Raw genomic sequence first — 22,561 nt, 5'->3', positions numbered from 1 at the left:
ACGCGATTAATCGCGTCTGTACAAGAGGAGTAGAGACGCGATTAATCGGGTCTGTACAAGAGGAGTAGAGACGCGATTAATCGCGTCTGTACAAGAGTTAGGAGTGCTAAGTAAAAGTTTTCCCCCTGCTCCCTCATCTCCCTCATCTCCCATTTGCCAAGAAAATCGTGGGGCTAACCAGAGAATATCTAGCAAAATGCTCAACGGGGCAAGGATGAACAGTGCCCAGAAAACTGCGGTGGGAATAAAGAAATAATTCCGCAGGATGAAAGTTAATCCAGCGATGCAAGCTGCCCAAACTACCCGCCCAATTCGAGAATTGGGAATCGATCGCGGATCTGTAATCATAAATAGGGCGAACAACAACAACGAGCCGCTCATCAACCGATGCCAGTAAACATCCCAAGTCCAACCCAGCCAGAGATTGCGAATTGCTTCTAGTAAGGAATAGCTACCCAAAAAAGCGGCTGTGGTGTCCCAGCGACCAATGCGCTGCAAAGTCATGCCCCCAGTCCCGACAAATAACAGCGCATACCACCACTCTTCACCCCACTGTCCCGGCGAAACCCAAGCATCGGAGGTGAGAACTAAGGCGGAAATGATGCCAAAATTACCAGGGTTGAAGAAATGCTTCTCACCAAATTTAAAGAGAAATTTACTAGCGATCGCACTTGCTGCCGCTATTACCATTGTCGTCCAGTGATCAGCCCGCAAAAGTAGGCTCAGTCCCAGTGAGGTAATTAAAGCACTGCGAAGATTCGTAATTTGTCCTTTGTTATTAGTCATTTGTCCTACCCTGCGGGAAGCCGCTGGGGCGTCTATGTTGTTTGCCAATGACCAATGACTAATGACAAATGACAATACCGATTGGGTTACTAAACAAGTAGCGATCAATACCCCAATCAAGTCTGGTCGCAACGTCCAATCTCGTGTACTGATTCCCACGACTAGGAACAAGCCCAGAAATGAAATTTGATAATCTCGTATATCTTTGAACAGCATTAACTTTTCATGCAGTGTTTATTGGTAGATTTATCATCAATTTAGACGAGTGGTAGGTCAAAAAGTATTGCTCTAACAGATTTTTTACAAAATAGAGCATTGACATTCTCCAGCCGACCTTTCACAACTGGTTTTGGAGTGGTGATTGCCATGCCAAAGCGATCGCTGTGATGTTTGAACCTATAAGGAAGGCTTGTATCTGGAACTCTCTATTTGTACAGTAGGTAAGTTCCAGATATAAGCGAGTTAAGCTATGGTTCCCTCGTTTAACAGTTTCAAATTAAGTAATCAGTGTATTTATGCAAGATTATGCAAAAAAGAAAAAACTTTATGCAGCTAGCTTCCCTGTTCCCAATTTTCTACCGCATTCTCCAGCCAAGTTTTCCCAACTGCCTTTGGGCTGGAAATCCCAATGCTAAAGCGATCGCCCTGACTTTTGATGATGGGCCCCATCCTCAATACACACCCGAAGTCTTAGCAGTGTTAGACCGTTACAAGATTACAGCGAGTTTTTTTTGGTTGGGTGTTTGCGTCAACCGTTCACCAGCCATTGCCAAAGCTGTTAGCGATCGCGGACACTGGATCGGATTGCATGGCTACGATCATCGCTCTTTTGCCATGCTTTCTCCAAATCACCTGAAGGACAGTTTAGAAAAAACCCAAGCTGCCATCTACAATGCCTGCAACCTGCAACCTCAACAAGTGCGAGATGTCCGCCCCCCCAATGGTTTATTTACACCTGCTACTTTAAAATTGTTCTTTCAGTGGAATTACCGGACGGTAATGTGGAGTGTTGTACCAGAAGACTGGGTGCGACCAGGCGTTACCACTGTGGTAGAGCGAGTTATGCAGCAAGTCAAAAATGGTTCGCTGATTGTTTTACATGATGGTGCTTGCGGTGGACAAGATGTTGCTGCCACAATTCAAATCCTCATTCCGCAACTGCTACAACAAGGTTATGAGTTTGTGACTGTTGATACTCTGTGGCAGCAAGCTAGAACCAACTAAAGTATTAGCCTGTCAAGTTAAATAAAAATGTGGTGCTGGAGTGTTTAGTACTCAAAGTTAGCGATCGCCAATTTTGATTATTGGATAGCGATGGCTCCGCCAACGCCAAGGGCGAACGCATCAAGCTAGTTTACCTCAAAGGCTCTTTTGAAGTCATTCAAAAGCAGCTGCAAGAGCGCCACAATTCAGTTTATGACCAGAAAACTCCTCAATAGCCAGTTTTCAACTCTTGAGGAGCCAGCTAATGCTATGTCTGTAGATGTTTCCGAGCCGCCTCAAGTATTTGTGGAAAATATCAGAACGATTATAGAAATACCGAATTCTGTGAGGACTACAGGCTTTGACTAAGGTCGAGAAAGTTGAAAAACTATTGTCCAATACCTATCCAGTTAATGTGGAATCTATTTTGGTTAGCAAAGGCAGGACTTAAAGTGCCATTATCCGAGAAGCGAACATAAACACGAAAACCTGTTGGTGTTGGAGAATAAATTGCTGACCCTCCAGTAGTCGCCCAGTGATAACCATCACCACCTATAGATGTAACGTATTTTGGAGTAGAGGTAAAATTTGCTCCACTAGTATCTACATCAACATAAATTCCGTTTATAGAGATAGAGCCTACGTAAGGTTGCCAATTTGTAGCACCCGGTGTTGTAGAACCAGCAGCAATTTTTGTGATACCAACAACAACAGCAGTACTACTTGTCTGAGCTTGAGCTACAGTAGACTGTACTAGTGGAAAACATAATGCTGTTGTAGTAAACAAAGTTAAAGTAGATGCAATAAACTGTTTTGTCTTCATTAGCCTTAAATCCTTTTGTTACACTAGACATCTCCAAAGCATTAATATTCTGTGCTAAAAGAAAATTAGGAGAAGTTTTTTGACATCAAAATATGAAACTATTGTTTGATGACTCTATAATCTTGTTACTAAGTATATACGTAAAAGTGCAGCTTACACCTAAATTTTTGTAAACGTATAATTAAGTTAATAAATGCAGGCGTGTTAGTAACAACTAAATTCTCTAAGGGGTATTACAACGATTCGGATCCGGTTGGCGAAATATTGCTTAACATTAAGCGTATTCCATCAGATCGCATATCGCAAACAGCAATTTAATTTGCACAAAAGATATTGGAGTTAAATCAAAGTAAGCTGCTGGACACCCTACTATGAAAACACTTTTTTTAGCTTGGCAAGATCCTAAAAGTCGCGCTTGGCTTCCCATTGGTCGCCTAACATTTGACGGGAAAAAATATCAGTTTGTATATACGCAAGGTGCTGTTAAAGCTCAAACTGAACATAATTTTCAGCTATTATATTCCTTCCCAGACTTGAACAAAGAATACGCATCAGTTGAACTATTCCCCTTGTTTTCTAATCGATTAATGCGACGCTCTCGCCCTGACTACAAAGATTATATTGAATCGCTAAATATTCCAGAAGGAGAAGACGATCCAATTAGCGTTCTTTCTCGGAGCGGTGGACGCAAGGTAACAGATTATTTTGAAGTTTTCCCCTGTCCAGAACCAGATGAGAATGGTTTATACCATATCCATTTTTTTACACATGGACTGCGACACATTCCTGTTTGTGCAACTGAACGGATTAATCAATTACAAACGGGTGAACTCTTATATTTAGCTAACGAATTTCAAAATCCCCATGACCCCCGTGCATTGCTCTTATGCACCGAGGATCATCACATCGTAGGTTATTGTCCTCGGTATATTGTGGATGATGTTTTTAAACTCAAGAACAAAAATTCAGAACTTCTAAAAGTAAAAGTTGAGCGGGTTAATCCAGTACCCACACCACTCCAACTACGTTTATTGTGCAATATGACCGCAGAATGGCATGAGGATTTTCGTCCATTTTCTAGTCGGGAGTATCAGCCTTTGGTGACTGATATCCCAATGGCTTATGCTAGTTCCTAAAGTTGATTTGCGGCGAGAAAAGCTTCGACTTCAGCAGCAGTAGGTTGAGAAGCGATCGCACCTGGTTTAATGGTAGTCAGTGCCCCAACAGCACTGGCGTATGTGACAATACGTTTTGCTGTTTCTGCATCCCGCAAGCTGTGGATGCCGTGGTGACTCAATTGGTGGATGAATCCTGCCAAAAAGCTATCCCCTGCACCAGTTGTATCAACTACGGGGATAGAAAATGAAGGTAATTTGCCTTCGTTCTCACCCAGACAATAGGTGCAACCGTTTTCCCCATCTGTTACTAGCACTCCTTCAATTGAAGCTAGACGGTAAGTGATGGCTCCGGGATCTGCGGTTTCAAATAGCCATTGGGCTTCTTCTTTAGAGAGTTTGAGGAAATCGACTCGCTTAAATAATTCTGGAATTTTTTGATGAGCGATGTTTGGCTCTTCCCAAAAAACTGGACGCCAGTTGACATCTAGCACAATCTTTAGGTCGTAATGTTCTGCTAACTCTAGAGCGCGGTGAATTGCCTCTTCACTTTCAGGATAGGCTAATTCCAAAGTACCCAAAACCAGAAAATCTGCCTCTTGAAACAGCGAATTTGGCAATTGTTTAGCTTGCAGGCGAGTATCGGCAAATTCTGCGGTGTCATACTGACCAAATCCGGCGAAGGTGCGATCGCCTGCTAAATCCCGTGTAACATAAACTTGCCGCGTTGGTGCTGTAGGATGGCGTTGTACCCCCGTCGTCTCTACACCTACATCTTGTAATAGCTTAACCAGTGCATTCCCTGGTTCATCTTCACCAACGGCTCCGATAAATCCTGCTGACGTCCCCAGCTTGACTAAAGCACAGGCTACGTTAGCTGGTGCCCCTCCTGGATAGGGAGTCCAGGATTTTACTTCTTCCAGCTTTAGCCCCAATTGATCGGCTAAACAATCAAACAAAACTTCACCGAGACACAAAACACGGGGATTGCTCATTTTATTTTAGATTTTAGATTTCGATTTTGGATTAGTAATTTACAGTATAAAATCTACAACAATTTTCGCTAATCTGTCGCCAGCCCTTCATAGAATTAAATAGCAATTTTTATTACTCCATAACATCTATATGCTTCTGAATATCATCCAATAAACCTAAGTACTTACACTAAATATTTATAAAGCTTATTGTATAATATAAAGTTTATTTGATTTCATGGTTTATGTTTTTGCCAAATTAAAATCCAAAGAAAATATTGACAATCGGATTACTGCTAATACTTGAAACCTCTCCCAACAAAAGAATCTTCTAGAATTAGAAAGAGTGATTAAGTACATATACCAAGGGAGGATAGAAATAGTCATGGCTGGTGGCAAGTCTGAGACCCCCGTTAGTCTGTCAGACAGAGAACTGCAAATTATCGACTTAGTAGCCGCTGGCTTAACTAACCAAGAGATTGCAGGAAAACTGGAGATTAGCAAGCGTACAGTTGATAACCATATCAGTAATATTCTTACCAAGACCGAGACAGAAAATCGAGTAGCTCTTGTCCGCTGGGCTTTACAGTGGGGCAAAGTCTGTTTGAATGATGTCAATTGCTGTACTCTGCCTAACCAGATCGAATAAACGATTTATTAGTAGCAACGTAATTGCTCTGGTTTGGTATAATCGCAAACCAATCTTAAGGTTTACTGATTATTTCCCTCTTCACGCCTAAGTTTTCAGTGTGAACACTCTACCAAAAGTTCCGAGTCCTTCACTCAGCCGGAGTTTATGTTAGTGGAGCCAGCTGACCCTCGGACTCGGAAACTATAAAAGATCAGAATTTCTTATTAAGCAGAACAGATGTAGGAATGGGGAGAGCAATCTACAATGCCCAATGCCCCATGCCCCATGCCCAAACTCAAAAATCATCCACAAAAATTAGCAACAATTCAGTGGTGCAAGCGTTACATTTGAAAGAAATCTATGTTGCTCCATCGGCTTGGAGAGCAGTGTTTTAATGAATACTTCTGCTTCTTTTCAAAGTGGCTCGTCTCCCTTTGAATTTTTTAACTTTGATTTTACGACACCTGTATCTGAGAAAATTCCGAGTCTTGAAGACCGATTTTCAGACTTTGTGCAACCCACACAAGATGCCGACTTACTCAGACAGCTATCCTTTATTCCAGGGTTGAAAGAAATTCTGATGATACGGCAGGTTCACGCCTTAGAACACGCTACTGTTTGGGTTCTTAGCGAATCAAAAAGTGCCTATCCTGCCAAAGGTGAACCTGCTAACGTTCAACTAGATAACGAACTATTAGGCGGTTTGTCTACTGAGCAGGGATTCTACCTCTATGGTGAGGTGAATATTAGTGATTTGCGGCGTGCGGTTATACTTGCTCGACATCGCCTCACCAGTGGAGAATGGGATTTGGCTGTACATCCCCGTTGCGGCACAAATTTATCAGTAGCAATGCTCTTAACAGCTGGACTAGCTGTCGGTGTGCATCTTTTACTACCATTTCGACCAATCGAGCAACTTATCGGTTTGGGGTTAGCAGCGACGACAGCCGCGGAACTCGCACCTGATTTAGGTTATATGGCACAGCGTTACTTAACAACTGCCATTCCTTTTAACCTAACAATTGACAATATTACTCATACACGCGACGTTTGGGGGCGTCAGGCATATTTTGTTAAAGTGGGCTGGCAAGAGTACGGATGAGGGGGATGAGGAAGACAAAAAAATTTTCTCCGTAGTTTTCTCCATCTAGTACAGGTCGGCGGAAATAAACCTACCATTTCATTACAGCCAGAAAGCCCAAAATTCAAGCATGGGTGACTTTTGACACTTCGACTTCGCTCAGTGTTAACTTTTGACTTCCGCCTTGCGGTACTCCCCTAAAAAAATTATGAGAAAACTTTACTTCTTACTCCCCGGTACAGATGGCAAATTTGCCTGTGGTGGTCTTTGGGCTGAATTAAAAGCACTTAATCTGGTTCAGCAGTTCTGTAGTGCTGATGTTGTAACTTACCGTCAACGGGAAAAAGGTAAGCTTTTTATTGATGATTTGCTAAAAGAAAAAAATTTAAATGACGTAATTTTTGTCATCAGTTGGGGATTTGATGTAGCTCAACTCGTGGCTAAACTTAAGCAATACAATGTTGTTTACCATGCACATAGTGCAGGTTATCCATTTAGGCTACCTGCAAGTATTCCGATCATCACTGTTAGCCGCTATACAATGGGATATTGGGGAGAAAAATCACCTAATTCTCTGATTTATTATTTGCCAAATCAAATTTCTGATGAGTTTCAAAATTTAGGTCTGGAACGGGATATTGATGTTTTAGTTCAGGTTCGGAAGTCTTCTGAGTATTTAATGAAAGAATTGATTCCAGCGTTACAAAAACAGTGTAAAGTATTGGTTGTTGATTCATACATAGAGGATTTACCTGGACTATTCAACCGAGCTAAGGTTTACCTGTATGATTCGGCTGAGTACTGGGCACAACAGCGTGTTAGTGAAGGATTTGGTCTACAACCAATGGAAGCTCTTGCCTGTGGTTGTCAAGTATTTTCTAGTGTCAACGGTGGACTGGCAGATTACTTAGATCCTGGATTTAATTGCTATAAAATTGCTGGATATTCTCAAGAATATGATGTCCAACGTATTCTGAAGGTGATTGGTTCTTCAGTAACTTTTAGTTTGTCTGAGGAGTTTTTGGCTGAATATCGAACTGAAAATATTATTAAGCGTTTCCAAGTTATTCTGGATGAGTTAAATGAGTTTTTTGATCACAAAGTACAGCAGCCATCTAATATTAAGAGTTTGACGAGAATACGTATGGCAAAATTATTGGCACAGAGGATATATGGGAAGCTGAGGAAGAAATATTTTAAGTAATAGAAAAGAACCGCAGAGGCGCACAGATCACAGAGAGAAGAGAGGAAATTGAATGAGTCGGCGGTTATTAGTTACTGGGGGTGCGGGGTTTATTGGGGCAAATTTTGTCCATCACTGGTGTCAGGTTTATCCAGATGACCGGGTGCTGGTGTTGGATGCGCTTACCTACGCGGGAAATCGTCTGAATTTGGCGCTGGTTGAGGGAAGAGAGAATTTTCGGTTTGTGCAGGGGGATATTTGCGATCGCACCATCATAGACGATTTATTATCAACGGAAAATATAGATACCATCGCCCATTTTGCTGCTGAATCTCATGTTGATCGTTCAATTCTTGGGCCGGCTGCTTTTGTGCAAACTAATGTGGTAGGAACTTTCACCCTGCTAGAAGCTTTTCGGCAACATTGGGAGGCAAAAGCACAGTCCTCTGATTATCGTTTCCTGCACGTTTCTACTGATGAAGTCTACGGTAGTTTGAGCGCAGATGATGCAGCTTTTTGTGAAACTACACCTTACGCTCCCAATAGTCCCTATTCAGCCTCGAAAGCCGGTAGTGATCACTTAGTGCGTGCTTATTACCATACTTACAACCTCCCGACCATTATCACAAATTGCTCTAATAACTACGGCCCTTATCAGTTCCCCGAAAAGCTAATTCCTCTGATGTGCATCAACACTTTAATAGGTAAACCATTACCTGTTTATGGTGATGGTAAAAATGTGCGCGATTGGCTTTATGTGGGCGATCATTGTCGTGCTTTGGATATGGTAATCAATCATAGTCAACCAGGCGAAACATACAATATTGGTGGTAACAATGAGGTGGAAAATCTCAACCTGGTGCAACTTTTGTGTCAGATGATAGATGAATTAGCACCTGATTTACCAGTGCGTCCAACAAAGCATTTGATTACTTTTGTCAAGGATAGACCTGGACATGATAGGAGATATGCAATTAATGCGAACAAGATTAAAACTCAGCTTGGTTGGACGCCTTCAGTAACCATTGCTGAGGGTTTACGTTTAACAGTTGAATGGTATCTCAATCATCGTGATTGGTGGGAACCTCTGCTGTCTGCGGAATATCAAGCTTACTATCGCAAAAATTATCTGTAAAATGATCTAAAATGGCTATCTCGTTAATTTCCCGTACACAAGCAACCACTCGCAAGGATGCCAACAACGTGCCGGAATCGTTGTCTTGTGCATATTCCTGAAATATCTCAGTCAAATAATCGTCGATTTCTTCCGGGTGCTTACGGAAGTATTCTTCTTCAAATTCATCGAGTGTTCTAAATTTTCTCACGGCTTAGGTACTCTCTTTTCAAAAAATTATCTGGCTCCCACAATTTCTGTAGATAATGACTATCCTTGAATATAAGGGAATCAGATCAACGTAAATTGCCAGCAGGTGTCAGATGCTGCAAGCAGAACAGATATTACAAGACCGTTATCAAATCCAACGCCAACTCGGCAACAATGGAACAATTTGGTGGTCGAGCGGTTGCGGCTTCAGACCTCTATGCACTGGGTGCGACTCTGATTCATTTGTTAACAGGAACTTCCCCCTCTCATTTACCCCAGCAGGATTTGCGGCTGCAATTTGCAGACCGAGTTAACTTGAGTCCCAGTTTTATCAGTTGGCTACAAAAGTTGATAGAACCTGCTCCAGAACAACGATTTACTAATGCCCGCGAAGCGCTGAATGTTCTCAAATCTCGTTTGGCTATCAAATCCGCAAACAAAAATCAGCTTTTGCCGCTAAAAGAAATAATCAACAATTCTGGATGTGGGATAAATAATCACAATGAGACAGTCCCAGAGGAAATTCTCGGTTGGAATTGGGTCGCATTTCTCATGCCTTGGTTGTGGATGTGGCCAAATCAAGTGTGGTGTGGAGTGTTCTTTTTTATACCAATGCTTTCGTGGTTTCTGGCGATCGCATTCGGTGCAAAAGGCAATGAATGGGCTTGGAAAAGTAGACGGTGGAACAGTATTGAACAATTCAAAGCGCATCAAAGAGGTTGGGCGATCGCTGGTATTCTAATTGGAGGGCCGATTAGTATTATGTTATGGGTTCGAGCGTTCGATTTGCTCAAATCTATAGCGATCAATTTATTGAAATCGGCACTGTAAGGCAGTCTTTTGGGTAAATAAATGCAATACGGTTCGGTTAAGCCCAAAAAATAAAAATGTGTAGGTTGGGTTGAGGAACGAAACCCAACTTTTTACGGGGTTTGTTGGGTTTCGCATTGCCTCAACCCAACCTACAAATATTCTTAAATATACAAAATTTGTCCCTCTCCGACTCGGAGAGGGACAGACTTGAACTAAAGTTCAAGACAGGGAGAGGTTCGTCGAACTCACGTTAAGTTGACTACCCCACCAACTCTATTTCTAACTACTAACTTGCGATTCAACTACACCCACGAGACAAGATACGTTTGTCCCTCCTAAACCACAATACCCATTAGGATTTTTAGCCAGGTATTGCTGATGGTAGGCTTCTGCGTAGTAGAATTCCGGCGCATCCAAGATTTCTGTAGTAATCTTGCCATAACCTGCACCGTTGAGGGCTTCCTGATAAGCTTCCCGCGATGCTTCTGCTAGCTGCTTTTGACTTTCAGAATATACATAAATTCCCGAACGGTATTGAGTGCCAGCATCATTACCTTGGCGCATCCCTTGGGTAGGATTGTGACTTTCCCAGAAGACTTTGAGCAGTTCGGAATAACTAATTACTTTGGGATCAAACACAACCAACACCACTTCATTGTGACCAGTTCGCCCACTACATACCTCTTCATAAGTGGGGTTGGGTGTGAACCCAGCAGCGTAACCCACTGCGGTGGTGTAAACTCCTTTAAGTTGCCAGAATTTACGTTCTGCACCCCAAAAACAGCCCAAGCCAAAAATTACCTTCTCTAATCCATCGGGATAAGGAGGTTTTAAGGGATTCTTGTTGACATAATGAGCTGCGGGTACTGACATAGATTGTGCCCTTCCTGACAAAGCTTCCTCAGGTGTGGGCATAACTGCCTTTTTGCCAAATCCGAATAGTGCCATTGATTTTGACTCTGATATATATCTTTACCTTATTTACTATTGTAAAGATTCTAGCGATCGCTTGGGGTTTTCTCGGAATTCTCAGCGCAGCCATTCTCAGTTAACTGTTGGTTGGTGGCTTTTTCATAAACTTTTGTTAACTATAGTAAACATATATAAATAGTTTGTGTGCTGGTAATACATGTAATCGTATTATTTTCTTCGGCCACAAAAAAATCATGTATGTTATTTAACAGCCTAGAGTTTATATTTCTGTTTTTGCCAATTACTCTTTTCATATTTTTCTTTCTTGGTAAATATGGTTATCACCATTTAGCAATCACCTGGTTAGTGACTGCTTCTTTATTTTTCTATGGTTGGTGGAACCCAAGATACTTACTATTGCTTCTAGTTTCAATTGGCTTAAATTTTTTTATAGGTTATACACTCAACCAATTAAACTCACCAGTCAGAAAAAAGACACTGCTTATTTTAGGAATAACAGCTAATTTAATCATCCTTGGTTGCTTCAAGTACGCTAATTTTTTTGTTTCAAGTGCAGCCGATATATTAGGTATAAACTTTAATTTACAAAATATTATCTTGCCATTAGGGATATCCTTCTTTACTTTCCAGCAAATTACCTACTTGGTTGATTCTTACTGTGGCGAAGCCAAAGACATTAAATTTCTAGACTACTGCCTATTTATTACCTTTTTTCCTAAACTAATTTCTGGCCCTATTGTTCACCACTCAGAGATAATGCCACAATTCGCTGACAAAAGTGTGTGTAGGTTTAACTTGGAAAATATGGCAGTAGGTATTACCATTTTTAGTTTGGGATTATTTAAGAAAGTTGTTTTTGCAGATAACATTGCTGCTTATGCAAGCCCAGTATTTAATACTGCTGCTGCTGGTATCTTCCCCACATTTTTAGAATCTTGGGTTGGTGCATTAGCCTACACGTTGCAGCTGTACTTTGATTTTTCTGGTTATTCCGACATGGCGATTGGGATAGCTAGGATGTTCGGGATTAAGTTACCAGTCAACTTTTTCTCACCTTATAAAGCTTCCAGCATTAGCGACTTCTGGCGTAGGTGGCACATCACTCTTTCTAACTTTCTTCGAGATTACTTATACATTCCTCTAGGTGGTAATCGCAAAGGTGAGATTAGACGAAGTTTGAATTTAATGATAACCATGCTGCTGGGAGGAATTTGGCACGGTGAAGGTTGGCAATTTGTCTTTTGGGGTGGATTGCATGGAGCTTATCTAAGTATTAATCATGAATGGAATGGTTTACAAAAAAAGTATGATTTGAAAACAGATAACTGGCTAAGTCTAAAACTAAGTTGGTTTATAACATTTCTCGCGGTTGTCTTCGGATGGGTATTCTTCAGAGCAGAAAACATGGCTACGGCATTCATAATTGTCAAGGGCATGATCGGATTAAATGGCTTATTATTCAGTACTCAAATTATTGAATCAGGATTAAAAAAAGCAATCATTGATATTTCTATTTTACTTGCGATCGTCTGCTTGACGCCTAATGTTCAGGAATGGATGGGCAAGTATGATCCAGTATTCAATTATGAAAAAGTCAAAAAACTTTCATCTAATAGCCTTTTCTGGCCTAGATTACAGTGGCAACCGAATCAAACCTATGCCTTAGTCATTTCAGTTTTAACTGTAATCGCGCTGTTGCACCTTACCAAAGTTAGTGAGTTTTTGTATTTTCAGTTCTAGGGAGAATCAAAGCTGATGTTTGCTTATTTGAAAACCTACTTGACAATGGTAAGTACGCTTGTCTCATTTATTGGAGTTGTAAATGTAGCTGTTGACCCACTCTGGTACACTCAAGGGAACAAGTTAAATCAAGTAAATGTTCCTTATAATGAAAGATTGACCAAAACTAATCTATTTTTGCATAGTGATAAACAAAAGTATGATTGCCTGATTTTTGGTAGCTCTCGTGTCACTCTGTTAGGTAGTAAAGCACTTAAGAATAATGTTTGTTTCAATTATTCTTTCAGTGCTGGAACAGCTGAGGAATTTGCCAAATATGCCGAATATGTTAAAGGTAAAGGAGTTAATCCTCAAAAAATATATGTGGGAATAGACGCTTACAATTTCACTTTTGATAAAAAGACGGCATTTAAAAATAAAGTTGAGGTAGCAGAACCAAAACCCGTCTATCAGTCTTATCTCTTCTCTCTAGATACTTTACAGTTGTCCTTAAAAACAATTTTTAGGCTAAATACAGAGATTAGATTTTACGATCAAAACTTCCAGGGTAAAGTTTTTGAGAATGCCCCCAAGTACAAACCTGAATTTGTAAATAAAAAAACTCAAGAGAGATGTAACTTTTCTCGTATTGCCTATTACAAACAAATACGACATATATTCCCAAATGCCAAAATTATTGGATATGTGCCACCAATCTCAGTTTGGAAGGTTTTCAATGAAAGCTATGCTCGTGGTTTGCTAGACTGCGAATTAGAGGCAATTTATGAAGCTTCCAAGAGTTACGATGTAACATACGATTTTTCATATCCTTCAGAGATCACCACAGTCACATATAATACTTATGATGGTAGTCACTACCACCCAGATGTGAATAATCAAATAGCACAAGTTCTTGAAGGAAAGCGATCAAGTCTTGGAATTCGCATCCATCAATATAATCTAAATGAATATCAGCAGTTCCATAAAAGTAAGTTAAAAGAGTATTTGTACAAGGAAAAACAGGGAAAGCTGTGGTAAAAAACAGAGTTTTACTTTGTTTTAATCAATTTTTTCTGAGACGTATTATTTCAAATGGCGCAAGAAGCTCGGAATACAATTATGCGTGACTTTTGACACTTCGACTCCTTTCGACTGCGCTCAAGGCAAGTCGCTCAGTGTTAACTTTTGACTTCCGCTTTACGGTACTAGTCCATGTTATTCATCAATGTTATGAATACTTTTTAAGGGTAAATTGGCGTCAGAAGATACTCATGGATAAAATACCAAAAATTGATCGTCAAAGGGAGCATCAAGCGAACGAACGTACTTTTCTTGCTTGGCTACGCACTTCTATTGCATTGATTAGCTTTGGTTTTGCTATTGCGCGATTTGGTATATTTCTGCGCCAGTTGAATATTGCTATTACTCAACAAGAACCTCCGGTAAACCCATTATCCAATTCGGAAAATTTGGGTTTGGCTTTGGTAATTTTTGGAATTTTTACTGTTGCGTTAGCAGCGTGGCGATACAACCAAGTTTTCTGGCAAATTGAACGAGCTGATTATAAACCAAATAGGTTAATGGTTTGGATAATGACCGGAGTAGTAATTATTTTGGGACTTTTCAGTATTCCTTTGCTCTTAAGGCGTGATAAAGTCCCTTCTCATTCTCCTGTTCCAATTCAACCACAGTCCCGAAATTTGCAAAGATCAACCCCAAACGCCAATGTTAGAAAGGGGACAATTACTACTCTATACAAACAAATATTTTTGTTTTTGAAATAGCTCATTAAATAATGGTTAATAGTATGCTCACTATTCGCTAATTATAGTAAATCTAGTTTTGTAAGATCCAATCACGAATTATATTCCCTTTCTTTTATCTTCTTGGAAAATTGGGATGCTAGCGTGCCTAAACCTAATTTCTTAAGTAAGAAATATTTATATGTTTCCAAGGTAGACACACGAAATGTACTTTTGAATAACCATGCATCATTATCAACTGTAAAAGGAGTTCCAACCTTAGCTACAAGAAACGAAGAAGTATCATCTGAAGTCGAGACTAACTCTTCCCAATTAGTAGGCTGTTCTTTGCCCCAATTAAAAATTGTTTTTAAACTCACGACTTCTAAAAGTTCCCTTCTAATTAAACATGCTGAATTTCCAAAATATTGAATAGGATGAGAAAAAATATCACTTGCAAAATAATCTTTACTTGGACCCCACTGTCCCCCAGCACTTCTATCTACATGCATTAAATTTATTCCCAGAATATTTTTATCTTCATTAAGAATAGTAAGACCATGTTCCAAAATATCAATACAGTCTTGATGTGTTCCAACTATTTGAATATCGTCATCCAGATGTAAAATATAATCAGATTTACAAAGATTCAGACTAATAAGAATTCCAAAATTACTATGAGGGGGATGGCTCATAGTATTATATCTTACACAATCAAAATGATTGATTTGATTGGATGATTGAAGTAGCTTCATCCCATTTAAATCAGGGCTACTATCATCTAAAAATATTTTTTCAGCAAAAGGAAGCTCTAGTACTTTAGCCCAGCTTTGTATAGCACGACAAACAATGAATGCACGATGATCGCGTAAAGACTTAATATATGAGCATGTAGAAAATGATGTTTTTTGCCACAAATCATTTCTGATATTTTGCATATTCTGCATTTGTTTATACTTTCATACTATAGTTAGAGCATACACCATCAACATAATCTTTTCCTAAATTCGATTTTACTACAAATCTGCAAAACAATTGTGACGCTTCCGTCAGCCTTTTCGCTTATTTTAACAATACTCCGGACAGTTTTCGCCCCAAAGGATAAAAAAGCCACTTATTGTTGTAGGCTGCAAATAGTTCAAAAAAAGCATACTGCCAGATCAGCTATGAATACGGTAGAAACGATACTCGCCCAAAGGGGTAATTTAGCAAATCTCAGCAGAAGTTTCTAGTAACTTTGTTTACCACGATTAGTATTATGTTGGAGAAAGTGAACTTCACAAATCGATGTCGCTATAGTCAAATCTCGCAGAAGACCTACCGACGACAGTTTAGCCAAGGCTTTGAGTTTGATGTTTATTACTAAGTTAGATTTGGAACCTGAAGCGATCAGAAATCATCCCAACTACCCATAACTACTGTCCTACGATGCTATTGCTGCTTAATTCTGTCCGAAGTATTGATTTAAAGTATGGCAGATCATGTCACGCTATGCGCTATAATTCATAATTCAAAATATTTACCGCTACTGAGCAATCCACGACAGATAAGAGCCATCGTCCAATACCTTGTCTACTGGGAATTTAACGTTTTTTGGTACTCTTCCTAAGTAATCACATTGTCGTCCCAGAGTCGCTCGTACCATTGTGTAAGAATGTAGACCTTTACCCCACATCAGTAACATTTAAGGCAGTTTTTATGAAAATAGCCTATGTAATTTTGGCACATAAATATCCAGAACAATTAGTACGTCTTATTTATAAACTAAACACAGATGATGTGTCATTTTTTATACATATAGATAAAAAAGCGGATTATAAAATTTATCATCACGTACTAACTCAACTCAAGGATTTTCCAAATGTCTCTTTCATAAAGAGATACCATTTAGCATGGGGAAGTTTTGATATTGTTAGAGCTAGTCTTAAAGGAATAAAATCAATAGTTGAAACAGGTACTTACTTCGATTATGTTATATACTTATCGGGTCAAGACTATTTGATCAAGTCAAATGAACAGATTAAGAAGTTTCTCCAAGAAAATAAAGGTAGAGAATTTTTAGAGTATTTTCCACTACCTTGTAATAAATGGTACGAAGGGGGTTTAACAAGATTAGGATCTTGGCATATTCGTTGGAAAGATAAGGATTTTTGTATCCCAGAAAAGCGTGAGTTTAAATCTCGCATTAACTCATTTTTATATTCATTGTTGATTTTGCTTTTACCGAAAAGACATAAATTTCCTGAAGGCTTTGCTCTTTATGGAGGTTCAGCATTTTGGTGCTTAACAGGAGAATCCATAAAATGGATAAATGATTTTGTTAAGCAAAACCCTAAATTTGTTAATCGTTTTAATTACACTTATTGTCCAGATGAATTGTTTTACCAGATCCTAATTGTAAATTCCCCTTTTAAGGATAAAATTATTAACACTCGCTTGACATATCTAGAGTGGTCTAACGTTAATGCCCTTCATCCCAAAATTTTAGAAAAAAATGATTTTGATAAAATTATAGAATCAGAAAAATTATTTGCCAGGAAGTTTGATATGACTATAGACCCGGATATATTAGATATGATTGATAAAATGATATTGAGTCAATCTTAACTTACAAATAAATTTTGAATTTTGGTCGTAGAGAAGGAATAATAAATGTTCCCGACTATTGAACTTTGGACAAAAAAGAGTGGTTCGCGTCAAATATCCGCGAACCAAACGTAATTTCAAGAACACTCAGATGATTGCTCAACGTTGACGTTGATCCAGCCGACATTCTTCGGCGAACTGATAGTCCACCAGCATCCGTGAGAGGTTAAGATAAAGTGCCTTTTGTCAATCATTTGAAATACTCAAAAAATTGATAATAAAAATGATAATCGCTACTTTGGAGGAGGAGAGAGAGCGAGAGTCGCTCGCCCTCTCTCCTCATTTTTTATTATCATTATTATTCAAGAATTGGACGACCTCAAATAATAGTGATATTACTTATAATAATTGAGACGAAACTGCTAAATTAGCGTATGAATTATGCGAATTTAGAGAACTTTGGATAAGTTTTATATAACGGAATGCGTTACACAGGCATTCACTAAAGGTAACAGCGGCCCTAGTTGTTCTTGTCCATTTACGGCTAAATCGCTGTGACACAAATAAACTCTCTGGGATACACGAGAAAGTAAATCTGTCAAAATTCTTTGCAGTCTTCGTTCTTGTGCCAATTTTTCATCTTCTGCTGTCCAAGGTTCGCCTAACCTGTCTTGCAGGAAAAACGGCGCACCAAACAAAGTCGCTGCACCACCTTTGGCCCATAGAGGTGAACCAGCATCTAGCCAAAAATGCCAACGGTGCGATCGCCTACTAGATCGATATTGAAATATAGTTGCTAAGGTGACAGCCTTTCTCGCTCCACCAATGGGGCGCACAGGGTAAGGGTTGGCGGTAATAGTCCCACGTCGCAGTAGTTGAATGAATTCGATAAGAGTTGTGTGAGGCGTTGTCTGAGCTGGGGCAATTTGTCGTAACCTGGTGTCGATTTCCCAGTAGTGTTGGGCGGTTTCTAATAATTCTCGTAATGCTGCTAGTTGTTCATAGGGGAGATTACTACCATTCCACAAAAAGCGCACAATTGCTCTGTCTAAGAGGGAAATGGGACTGGGAATTAAACGCAGTTCTTGTTGCGATCGCTGCTGTTCTAACCACTGCAATATCTCATTATATGCTGTAGTCGCTGCATAGCCGATTCTATCCCAGCGCTCGAAGGCTGACACTGGTAGCAAGTTGGGGCGATCGGGATGCGGTACAAAGCAGTAATCTGCAATCAAACCAGCGCGTACCGGATCAATATCAGTGGTGAGTGAGGAGTTAGGAGTTAGGAGTGAGGAGTTTTCTGATGGTTGTTGCTTTCTGCTTAAGACAACCAACATTTCTGCCACGGCATCCCGGTCTACGACGCGTCCCAAGCCGGGATAAACTAGTGCCAGCATGGTGAGTAATGCGCGAATGACGGGTGAACTAACTAAGGGACGTTGGTCATTCAACGATTCTACCTGGATGTTTTGCTTAACGAGGATTTCTACTAGGGTATAACGAGCGATCGCATCTAAACCTGGTGCAATAATCGCCACTTCTTCTGGTTTCACTTGCTGTGATTGGATGGCATTAGCAATTTCCTCTGCTGTTTGCCGCAATAGTTGGGCGCGGGAGGTGGTTTGAATTGAATGCACCGTTTTTGGTAAGCTTGACAGTGCCATTGGTTCTGTGACCAATTCCACCATCTGTTGAGTGAGTTGCTCTCCCAGAGACTCTGGAGGCGGCCCGGTCAAGATTTCTACCCGACAACGCTCTGCTAACCCTTCTAGGTAGTTGGGGTCTGCTCCCAATCCCAATCGCACTGCACCATCGGGATTGTAACTAAACGCCCCGACTGCACCTTGATCTAATAGCAACTCAAACAAAAGACGCGCTACGCTAGGATAGTCATCTACATCATCCGCCAGTACAGCCTGATAGCGTTTAATTAGGTGCTGCTGGTAATTGCGATCGCTTAATAAATGCTGACTATAAAGTTCAGTAATAATGCCATAAGTTAGTAACCCTCTCTCTAAACACCAGTTACGCCAATCTAGGAGCAAAGAGGCTAGAAATTCCGGCTCTAAAGTTGTACTATTTTCCCCCAGACCCCTTGTCAAAATCTGGGCAATATCTTCGCAAGGCACACCACTGTAAGCTGCTAATTGCAATAGGTCTAGAATGCGACGCACCAAGCGAGATTCATTCACTCCCGCAACACGTAAAATTTCTTCGTCTAATTGGGGACGCCAGAGTTTGGTTGCTAACTCTTGCTCCGTTTCTGGGCGCAATCTTACCGGAAACTGTGCCTTCAGGCTCAACGAGTTAATTAGCAATGGCCAAAATAAAATAACTTCATCCTGGAAAAAACCTAGCGGTGTCTTGGCACGCACTGCATATTTTCCTAAGGTAGATGTAACAATTATATCTCCTAATTCTCGCCGATTATCATCATTGGCAGCTAAGACTAAAACTCCTGGCTCTGTTTGTTTAAGATATAAAAATTCGGGTATATGAACGCCCTTTTTACGTAATAAATTTTTAGTATAAAATAATTCAGCATACTCCTTCTCAGGTTGTACCCAACTACAAAATTGCTCTACCAAACGAGCTGTCTTACCACTGCGGCTAGTGCCAACAATCCAAACCGAATGGGAAACCACAAACTTTCTCCTTATAGATTTGCTAGTATATCTCGTGCGTTAACTTAAGGTTAAGAATCACCAAATAATGCTGGATGATTATCTCCAATGAAAAACTCTGTTTTTAGCCAAAAAATATATTCTTTCTTACTTGATACTTACCGATGGTATTTACAAACTCCTGAACGTTCTTTAGATCAAGCTTACGATGCAGCATTAAAAATTAAGGAAATAGAAAATAAGCATTTCAATGGTAATAAAATAGACATTGACTCAGCCATGTACAGTAAGAGCGTGATGGATTATTTTGAGTCAGACTTAAAAAAGCTATTAAAAACTGCTAAGATGCGGCTTACAGAGTTTAGAGCAAGCCGTTGGTTTCTAGATGAAGAGAATCAAAAAGCTGCTCAAAAAGCAGGTATAGAGCATCCCAGTCCTTCTTTGGTTTTGGAAAAGCTTAACTTCATCGATCAAGTTATATCCAAATACACAATAATTTCTGATCAGATAACTTCTAAAGCTTTAGTAGTCAAACCTCCAAATATCCCAGTTGACCCTGTAATATCTGACAACAATCTGCTGGGTGTTAACGCTCCAAGTTTACCACCCAAAATACCAATTCAAAGCTCGGATCACAGACCAAAACCAAAGCTTAAAGCTGATACAATGGGCGTTTTACCTCGCTCTATTTTAAGTACTATCACTCGTCTGCAAGTTGAATTAGACCCGAATTCTGAACAAGAGGTAATTCAGAATTTTCGTCAAGCTCAAAGAAGAACAATAATATCTATTAGATTTATTTTACTATTAGTTATCGTACCACTTCTGACGCATCAGATAGCAAAAGCTTTTGTAGTAGGGCCACTTGTTGAGGAGTTTAGAGACACTGAGCAAATGCAGATATTCCTTAATTCCGAAATGGAAGAGGAAGCCCTTGTAGAATTACAAAGATTTGAAGAAAAACTCAAATTTGAAAATTTTATTAGAAATGCCCCGCCACTGTTGCCCAATCAGATAGAAATTGAAATGAAAAAGAGGGCGGTTAAGCTTGCTGAGGAATTTCGTCACGAAAGCTCTAATGCTATCAAAAATGTTTTTGCAGATATTTTCTCGGTGGTTGCTTTTATCTGGCTTTTACTCGTCAGCAAGTCTTCTATTGCTGTGATTAAAGATTTCTTTGATCGTATTGTCTATGGACTTAGTGATAGTGCCAAGGCATTTATCATTATTTTGTTTACCGATATATTTGTAGGTTTCCACTCTCCTCATGGCTGGGAAGTACTCCTAGAAGGTGTATCGCGTCATTGGGGATTGCCAGCAAATCGAGATTTTATCTTCTTATTTATTGCTACATTTCCAGTAATTTTAGATACTATATTTAAATATTGGATATTCCGATATTTGAACCGGATATCGCCTTCAGCAGTTGCAACTTACCGGAATATGAATGAATAAGAAGTGGGGATTGGGCATTGGGCATTGGGCATGGGGCATTGCACAGAGAATGAATGACTAATGACTAATGACTAATGACTCTCGCGTTGCGGTTTGATTTTTGAATTTGAGGAAAGTGAGATAATATTAAAAATTTGAATTTTGATGAAAAAGACACTTGCTGAGTTAGGGAAGTTTAACAAAGTTATCGCCATCAGCTTACCTGTAATTTTGTCAATTTTCCTGGTGCGTATGCAATTTTTAGCGTATCAGGAACTTAGCCTGCCTGAATGTCGTGTGAAAAAGTGGGATATACCAGTTTCCTTGACTGCTGAAAACCAAAAAGCACCATTAATTCAGAGGTTACCAATCACTTGTTGTCAAGGTGATACCTCTTGTTTGGATGAACTTCTTTATGGAGAAATACCAGACAAAAAGGCGCTGATCAGTGCGATCGCTCGCAGTCTCCAATACCTGCAAACGGCTAATGCTGCGGCTGCTTATCAAAACTATCAAGTGGCTGGGATTACGCGCGATCGCATCATCAAAAGCTTGAAAAGATTCCGCGAACTCCTACTAACAACTAATTCTGCAAGAGAATTACATCAAGCTACCCTGCGGGAATTTGTTCTTTACCAGTCAGTCGGTAAAGACACCAAAGGTTCCGTTTTATTCACCGCCTATTATGAACCGCTTTACGCAGCCAGTCGCGTCCCCACAGCAGAATATCGTTATCCTGTTTATCGATTACCTCCTGATTTAAACTCCTGGACTAAACCTCATCCTACCCGCGAAGAATTAGAAGGAGCAGATGGTTTACAAGGCGCAAAAGGAAAATTACGAGGATTAGAGTTGTTTTGGTTTCGGGATCGCCTTGAACCATATTTAGCTCAAATTCAAGGTTCAGCGCGACTTCAGCTTCCCGATGGTAGTCAGACAACAATCGGCTATGCAGGTAATATTGCTTATAACTACAAAAGCATTGGGCGAGAATTAGCGAATGATGGCAAATTACCGCTAGAAGGGATGACTATGCCCATTATTCTCGACTATTTCCAAAAGCATCCCCAAGAATTAAATATTTATATTCCGCGCGATCGCAGTTTTGTTTTTTTTCAAGAAAACCACGGTGAGCCAGCCCAAGGTTCTATCAACGTACCATTAACAGCAGAGCGTTCTATCGCTACAGATAAATCCCTCATGCCTCCTGGTGCTTTAGCGTTGATTCGCGCTTCTATTCCCTTTGCTAATCCTACCGGAAAAATGGAGGAGCGCATCGTTAGTCGCTATGTTCTTGACCAAGATACCGGAGGTGCAATTAAAGGTGCAGGTAGGGTAGATTATTTTTTAGGTACTGGGAAATTAGCAGGCGATCGCGCTGGTGTCACAGTCAGCAATGGACAATTATTTTATCTATTACTTCAATCCAACAATTAAACACACTCGCATTTTAATACTAAAGATTCCCGACTTTTTAAAGAAGTCGGGAATCTTAACCTTTCGGCGTAAACAAAGTACACATTCCAAATCAATGATATTATGTCCGCATAAATAGTTATGCTAACCACAGTCATTACACCCCACCCTCAA

21 protein-coding genes and 2 pseudogenes are annotated in these 22,561 nt (G+C 40.0%); 15 read left to right on the top strand and 8 right to left on the bottom strand.

Annotated features, from left to right (window positions below; translation table 11 throughout):
* Positions 1-6: 6 nt before the first annotated feature.
* Positions 7-1,002 (bottom strand): RnfABCDGE type electron transport complex subunit D, encoded by a 996-nt coding sequence (locus tag LC586_RS03360; RefSeq protein WP_229483013.1) that lies wholly within the window; start codon positions 1,000-1,002, stop codon positions 7-9.
* Between the two features lie 330 nt (positions 1,003-1,332).
* Here LC586_RS03360 and LC586_RS03355 point away from each other — a divergent pair, with 330 nt between their 5' ends.
* On the top strand, positions 1,333-2,010 hold the full coding sequence (locus LC586_RS03355) for a polysaccharide deacetylase family protein (RefSeq protein ID WP_229483011.1): 678 nt from the start codon (positions 1,333-1,335) through the stop codon (positions 2,008-2,010).
* Between the two features lie 192 nt (positions 2,011-2,202).
* Positions 2,203-2,358: a hypothetical protein gene (locus tag LC586_RS03350; protein WP_229483008.1), complete on the top strand. Its 156-nt coding sequence runs from the start codon at positions 2,203-2,205 to the stop codon at positions 2,356-2,358.
* 19 nt (positions 2,359-2,377) lie between these two features.
* Here LC586_RS03350 and LC586_RS03345 read toward each other — a convergent pair whose 3' ends face one another.
* The gene (locus LC586_RS03345) at positions 2,378-2,812 is read right to left on the bottom strand and encodes a hypothetical protein (RefSeq protein WP_229483006.1); all 435 of its coding nucleotides are present in this window, start codon (positions 2,810-2,812) and stop codon (positions 2,378-2,380) included.
* A gap of 371 nt (positions 2,813-3,183) precedes the next feature.
* Here LC586_RS03345 and LC586_RS03340 point away from each other — a divergent pair, with 371 nt between their 5' ends.
* A complete protein-coding gene (locus LC586_RS03340) occupies positions 3,184-3,948 on the top strand; it encodes an HIRAN domain-containing protein (protein ID WP_229483005.1) in 765 nt (254 codons plus the stop codon).
* Here LC586_RS03340 and LC586_RS03335 read toward each other — a convergent pair.
* The gene (locus LC586_RS03335; RefSeq protein WP_229483003.1) at positions 3,945-4,922 is read right to left on the bottom strand and encodes a carbohydrate kinase family protein; all 978 of its coding nucleotides are present in this window, start codon (positions 4,920-4,922) and stop codon (positions 3,945-3,947) included. The two genes, LC586_RS03340 and LC586_RS03335, sit on opposite strands and share 4 nt — an antisense overlap.
* 364 nt (positions 4,923-5,286) lie before the next feature.
* On the opposite strand from LC586_RS03335, the gene pedR reads away from it, so the two are divergent.
* The 5 genes from pedR to rfbB all read left to right on the top strand — a co-directional run bounded on the left by pedR (position 5,287) and on the right by rfbB (position 8,931).
* The gene (pedR, locus tag LC586_RS03330; RefSeq protein WP_069073632.1) at positions 5,287-5,550 is read left to right on the top strand and encodes a photosynthetic electron transport-dependent transcriptional regulator PedR; all 264 of its coding nucleotides are present in this window, start codon (positions 5,287-5,289) and stop codon (positions 5,548-5,550) included.
* A gap of 227 nt (positions 5,551-5,777) precedes the next feature.
* Positions 5,778-5,927 (top strand): hypothetical protein, encoded by a 150-nt coding sequence (locus LC586_RS03325; protein WP_229483001.1) that lies wholly within the window; start codon positions 5,778-5,780, stop codon positions 5,925-5,927.
* Positions 5,927-6,634, top strand: coding sequence for a DUF6391 domain-containing protein (locus LC586_RS03320; RefSeq protein WP_229482999.1), 708 nt, complete (start codon positions 5,927-5,929; stop codon positions 6,632-6,634). The genes LC586_RS03325 and LC586_RS03320 overlap by 1 nt, the downstream gene beginning before the upstream one ends.
* Positions 6,635-6,821: 187 nt before the next feature.
* Positions 6,822-7,817: a glycosyltransferase gene (locus LC586_RS03315; protein WP_229482997.1), complete on the top strand. Its 996-nt coding sequence runs from the start codon at positions 6,822-6,824 to the stop codon at positions 7,815-7,817.
* 52 nt (positions 7,818-7,869) lie between these two features.
* A complete protein-coding gene (gene rfbB / locus LC586_RS03310) occupies positions 7,870-8,931 on the top strand; it encodes a dTDP-glucose 4,6-dehydratase (protein WP_229482996.1) in 1,062 nt (353 codons plus the stop codon).
* Here the strand turns inward: rfbB and LC586_RS03305 are convergent.
* Positions 8,858-9,121, bottom strand: a complete 264-nt coding sequence (locus tag LC586_RS03305) for a helix-turn-helix domain-containing transcriptional regulator (protein ID WP_229482994.1) — start codon at positions 9,119-9,121, stop codon at positions 8,858-8,860. The genes rfbB and LC586_RS03305 overlap by 74 nt on opposite strands.
* Positions 9,122-9,288: 167 nt before the next feature.
* Between LC586_RS03305 and LC586_RS03300 the strand changes: the two are divergent.
* Positions 9,289-9,951: pseudogene (locus LC586_RS03300) on the top strand (serine/threonine protein kinase); the annotation flags it as partial.
* A 261-nt stretch (positions 9,952-10,212) separates the two neighbouring features.
* On the opposite strand, the gene msrA reads toward LC586_RS03300, so the two are convergent.
* Positions 10,213-10,881, bottom strand: coding sequence for a peptide-methionine (S)-S-oxide reductase MsrA (gene msrA, locus LC586_RS03295; protein WP_229482991.1), 669 nt, complete (start codon positions 10,879-10,881; stop codon positions 10,213-10,215).
* A gap of 222 nt (positions 10,882-11,103) precedes the next feature.
* Here msrA and LC586_RS03290 point away from each other — a divergent pair, with 222 nt between their 5' ends.
* The 3 genes from LC586_RS03290 (at position 11,104) to LC586_RS03280 (ending at position 14,369) form a co-directional block, all read left to right on the top strand.
* Positions 11,104-12,606 (top strand): MBOAT family O-acyltransferase, encoded by a 1,503-nt coding sequence (locus tag LC586_RS03290; protein ID WP_229482990.1) that lies wholly within the window; start codon positions 11,104-11,106, stop codon positions 12,604-12,606.
* Between the two features lie 15 nt (positions 12,607-12,621).
* Entirely contained in the window at positions 12,622-13,623 is a 1,002-nt protein-coding gene (locus LC586_RS03285; protein ID WP_229482988.1) for a hypothetical protein, read from the top strand.
* A gap of 233 nt (positions 13,624-13,856) precedes the next feature.
* Positions 13,857-14,369, top strand: a complete 513-nt coding sequence (locus LC586_RS03280) for a YidH family protein (RefSeq protein ID WP_229482986.1) — start codon at positions 13,857-13,859, stop codon at positions 14,367-14,369.
* 71 nt (positions 14,370-14,440) lie between these two features.
* Here the strand turns inward: LC586_RS03280 and LC586_RS03275 are convergent, their stop codons facing one another.
* Complete coding sequence (locus LC586_RS03275) at positions 14,441-15,265, bottom strand: hypothetical protein (RefSeq protein ID WP_229482984.1); 825 nt, start codon at positions 15,263-15,265, stop codon at positions 14,441-14,443.
* A gap of 596 nt (positions 15,266-15,861) precedes the next feature.
* Positions 15,862-16,011: pseudogene (locus LC586_RS03270) on the bottom strand (IS4 family transposase); the annotation flags it as partial.
* Positions 16,012-16,025: 14 nt separating this feature from the next.
* On the opposite strand from LC586_RS03270, the gene LC586_RS03265 reads away from it, so the two are divergent.
* Complete coding sequence (locus tag LC586_RS03265; RefSeq protein ID WP_229482983.1) at positions 16,026-16,934, top strand: beta-1,6-N-acetylglucosaminyltransferase; 909 nt, start codon at positions 16,026-16,028, stop codon at positions 16,932-16,934.
* A 449-nt stretch (positions 16,935-17,383) separates the two neighbouring features.
* Here the strand turns inward: LC586_RS03265 and LC586_RS03260 are convergent, their stop codons facing one another.
* Complete coding sequence (locus tag LC586_RS03260) at positions 17,384-19,558, bottom strand: PD-(D/E)XK nuclease family protein (protein WP_229482981.1); 2,175 nt, start codon at positions 19,556-19,558, stop codon at positions 17,384-17,386.
* A gap of 87 nt (positions 19,559-19,645) precedes the next feature.
* Here LC586_RS03260 and LC586_RS03255 point away from each other — a divergent pair, with 87 nt between their 5' ends.
* Positions 19,646-20,992, top strand: coding sequence for a proton extrusion protein PcxA (locus LC586_RS03255; RefSeq protein WP_229482979.1), 1,347 nt, complete (start codon positions 19,646-19,648; stop codon positions 20,990-20,992).
* Positions 20,993-21,136: 144 nt separating this feature from the next.
* Positions 21,137-22,408 (top strand): murein transglycosylase A, encoded by a 1,272-nt coding sequence (gene mltA, locus LC586_RS03250; RefSeq protein WP_229482977.1) that lies wholly within the window; start codon positions 21,137-21,139, stop codon positions 22,406-22,408.
* Positions 22,409-22,561 lie beyond the last annotated feature (153 nt).

Origin of the sequence: Nostoc favosum CHAB5714 (genome assembly GCF_020829495.1) — a bacterium.
Lineage (GTDB): Bacteria > Cyanobacteriota > Cyanobacteriia > Cyanobacteriales > Nostocaceae > Nostoc > Nostoc favosum.
Note: the sequence above shows the minus strand (reverse complement) of the source record. Positions and strands in the feature narration are given on the sequence as shown.

Bases quoted from the DNA above. Each gene is read 5' to 3' on its own strand.
- LC586_RS03360 (WP_229483013.1), bottom strand. From the start codon at position 1,002: ATGCTGTTCAAAGATATACGAGATTATCAAATTTCATTTCTGGGCTTG.
- LC586_RS03355 (WP_229483011.1), top strand. From the start codon at position 1,333: ATGCAGCTAGCTTCCCTGTTCCCAATTTTCTACCGCATTCTCCAGCCA.
- LC586_RS03350 (WP_229483008.1), top strand. From the start codon at position 2,203: ATGACCAGAAAACTCCTCAATAGCCAGTTTTCAACTCTTGAGGAGCCA.
- LC586_RS03345 (WP_229483006.1), bottom strand. From the start codon at position 2,812: ATGAAGACAAAACAGTTTATTGCATCTACTTTAACTTTGTTTACTACA.
- LC586_RS03340 (WP_229483005.1), top strand. From the start codon at position 3,184: ATGAAAACACTTTTTTTAGCTTGGCAAGATCCTAAAAGTCGCGCTTGG.
- LC586_RS03335 (WP_229483003.1), bottom strand. From the start codon at position 4,922: ATGAGCAATCCCCGTGTTTTGTGTCTCGGTGAAGTTTTGTTTGATTGT.
- pedR (WP_069073632.1), top strand. From the start codon at position 5,287: ATGGCTGGTGGCAAGTCTGAGACCCCCGTTAGTCTGTCAGACAGAGAA.
- LC586_RS03325 (WP_229483001.1), top strand. From the start codon at position 5,778: ATGGGGAGAGCAATCTACAATGCCCAATGCCCCATGCCCCATGCCCAA.
- LC586_RS03320 (WP_229482999.1), top strand. From the start codon at position 5,927: ATGAATACTTCTGCTTCTTTTCAAAGTGGCTCGTCTCCCTTTGAATTT.
- LC586_RS03315 (WP_229482997.1), top strand. From the start codon at position 6,822: ATGAGAAAACTTTACTTCTTACTCCCCGGTACAGATGGCAAATTTGCC.
- rfbB (WP_229482996.1), top strand. From the start codon at position 7,870: ATGAGTCGGCGGTTATTAGTTACTGGGGGTGCGGGGTTTATTGGGGCA.
- msrA (WP_229482991.1), bottom strand. From the start codon at position 10,881: ATGGCACTATTCGGATTTGGCAAAAAGGCAGTTATGCCCACACCTGAG.
- LC586_RS03290 (WP_229482990.1), top strand. From the start codon at position 11,104: ATGTTATTTAACAGCCTAGAGTTTATATTTCTGTTTTTGCCAATTACT.
- LC586_RS03285 (WP_229482988.1), top strand. From the start codon at position 12,622: ATGTTTGCTTATTTGAAAACCTACTTGACAATGGTAAGTACGCTTGTC.
- LC586_RS03280 (WP_229482986.1), top strand. From the start codon at position 13,857: ATGGATAAAATACCAAAAATTGATCGTCAAAGGGAGCATCAAGCGAAC.
- LC586_RS03275 (WP_229482984.1), bottom strand. From the start codon at position 15,265: ATGCAAAATATCAGAAATGATTTGTGGCAAAAAACATCATTTTCTACA.
- LC586_RS03265 (WP_229482983.1), top strand. From the start codon at position 16,026: ATGAAAATAGCCTATGTAATTTTGGCACATAAATATCCAGAACAATTA.
- LC586_RS03255 (WP_229482979.1), top strand. From the start codon at position 19,646: ATGAAAAACTCTGTTTTTAGCCAAAAAATATATTCTTTCTTACTTGAT.
- mltA (WP_229482977.1), top strand. From the start codon at position 21,137: ATGAAAAAGACACTTGCTGAGTTAGGGAAGTTTAACAAAGTTATCGCC.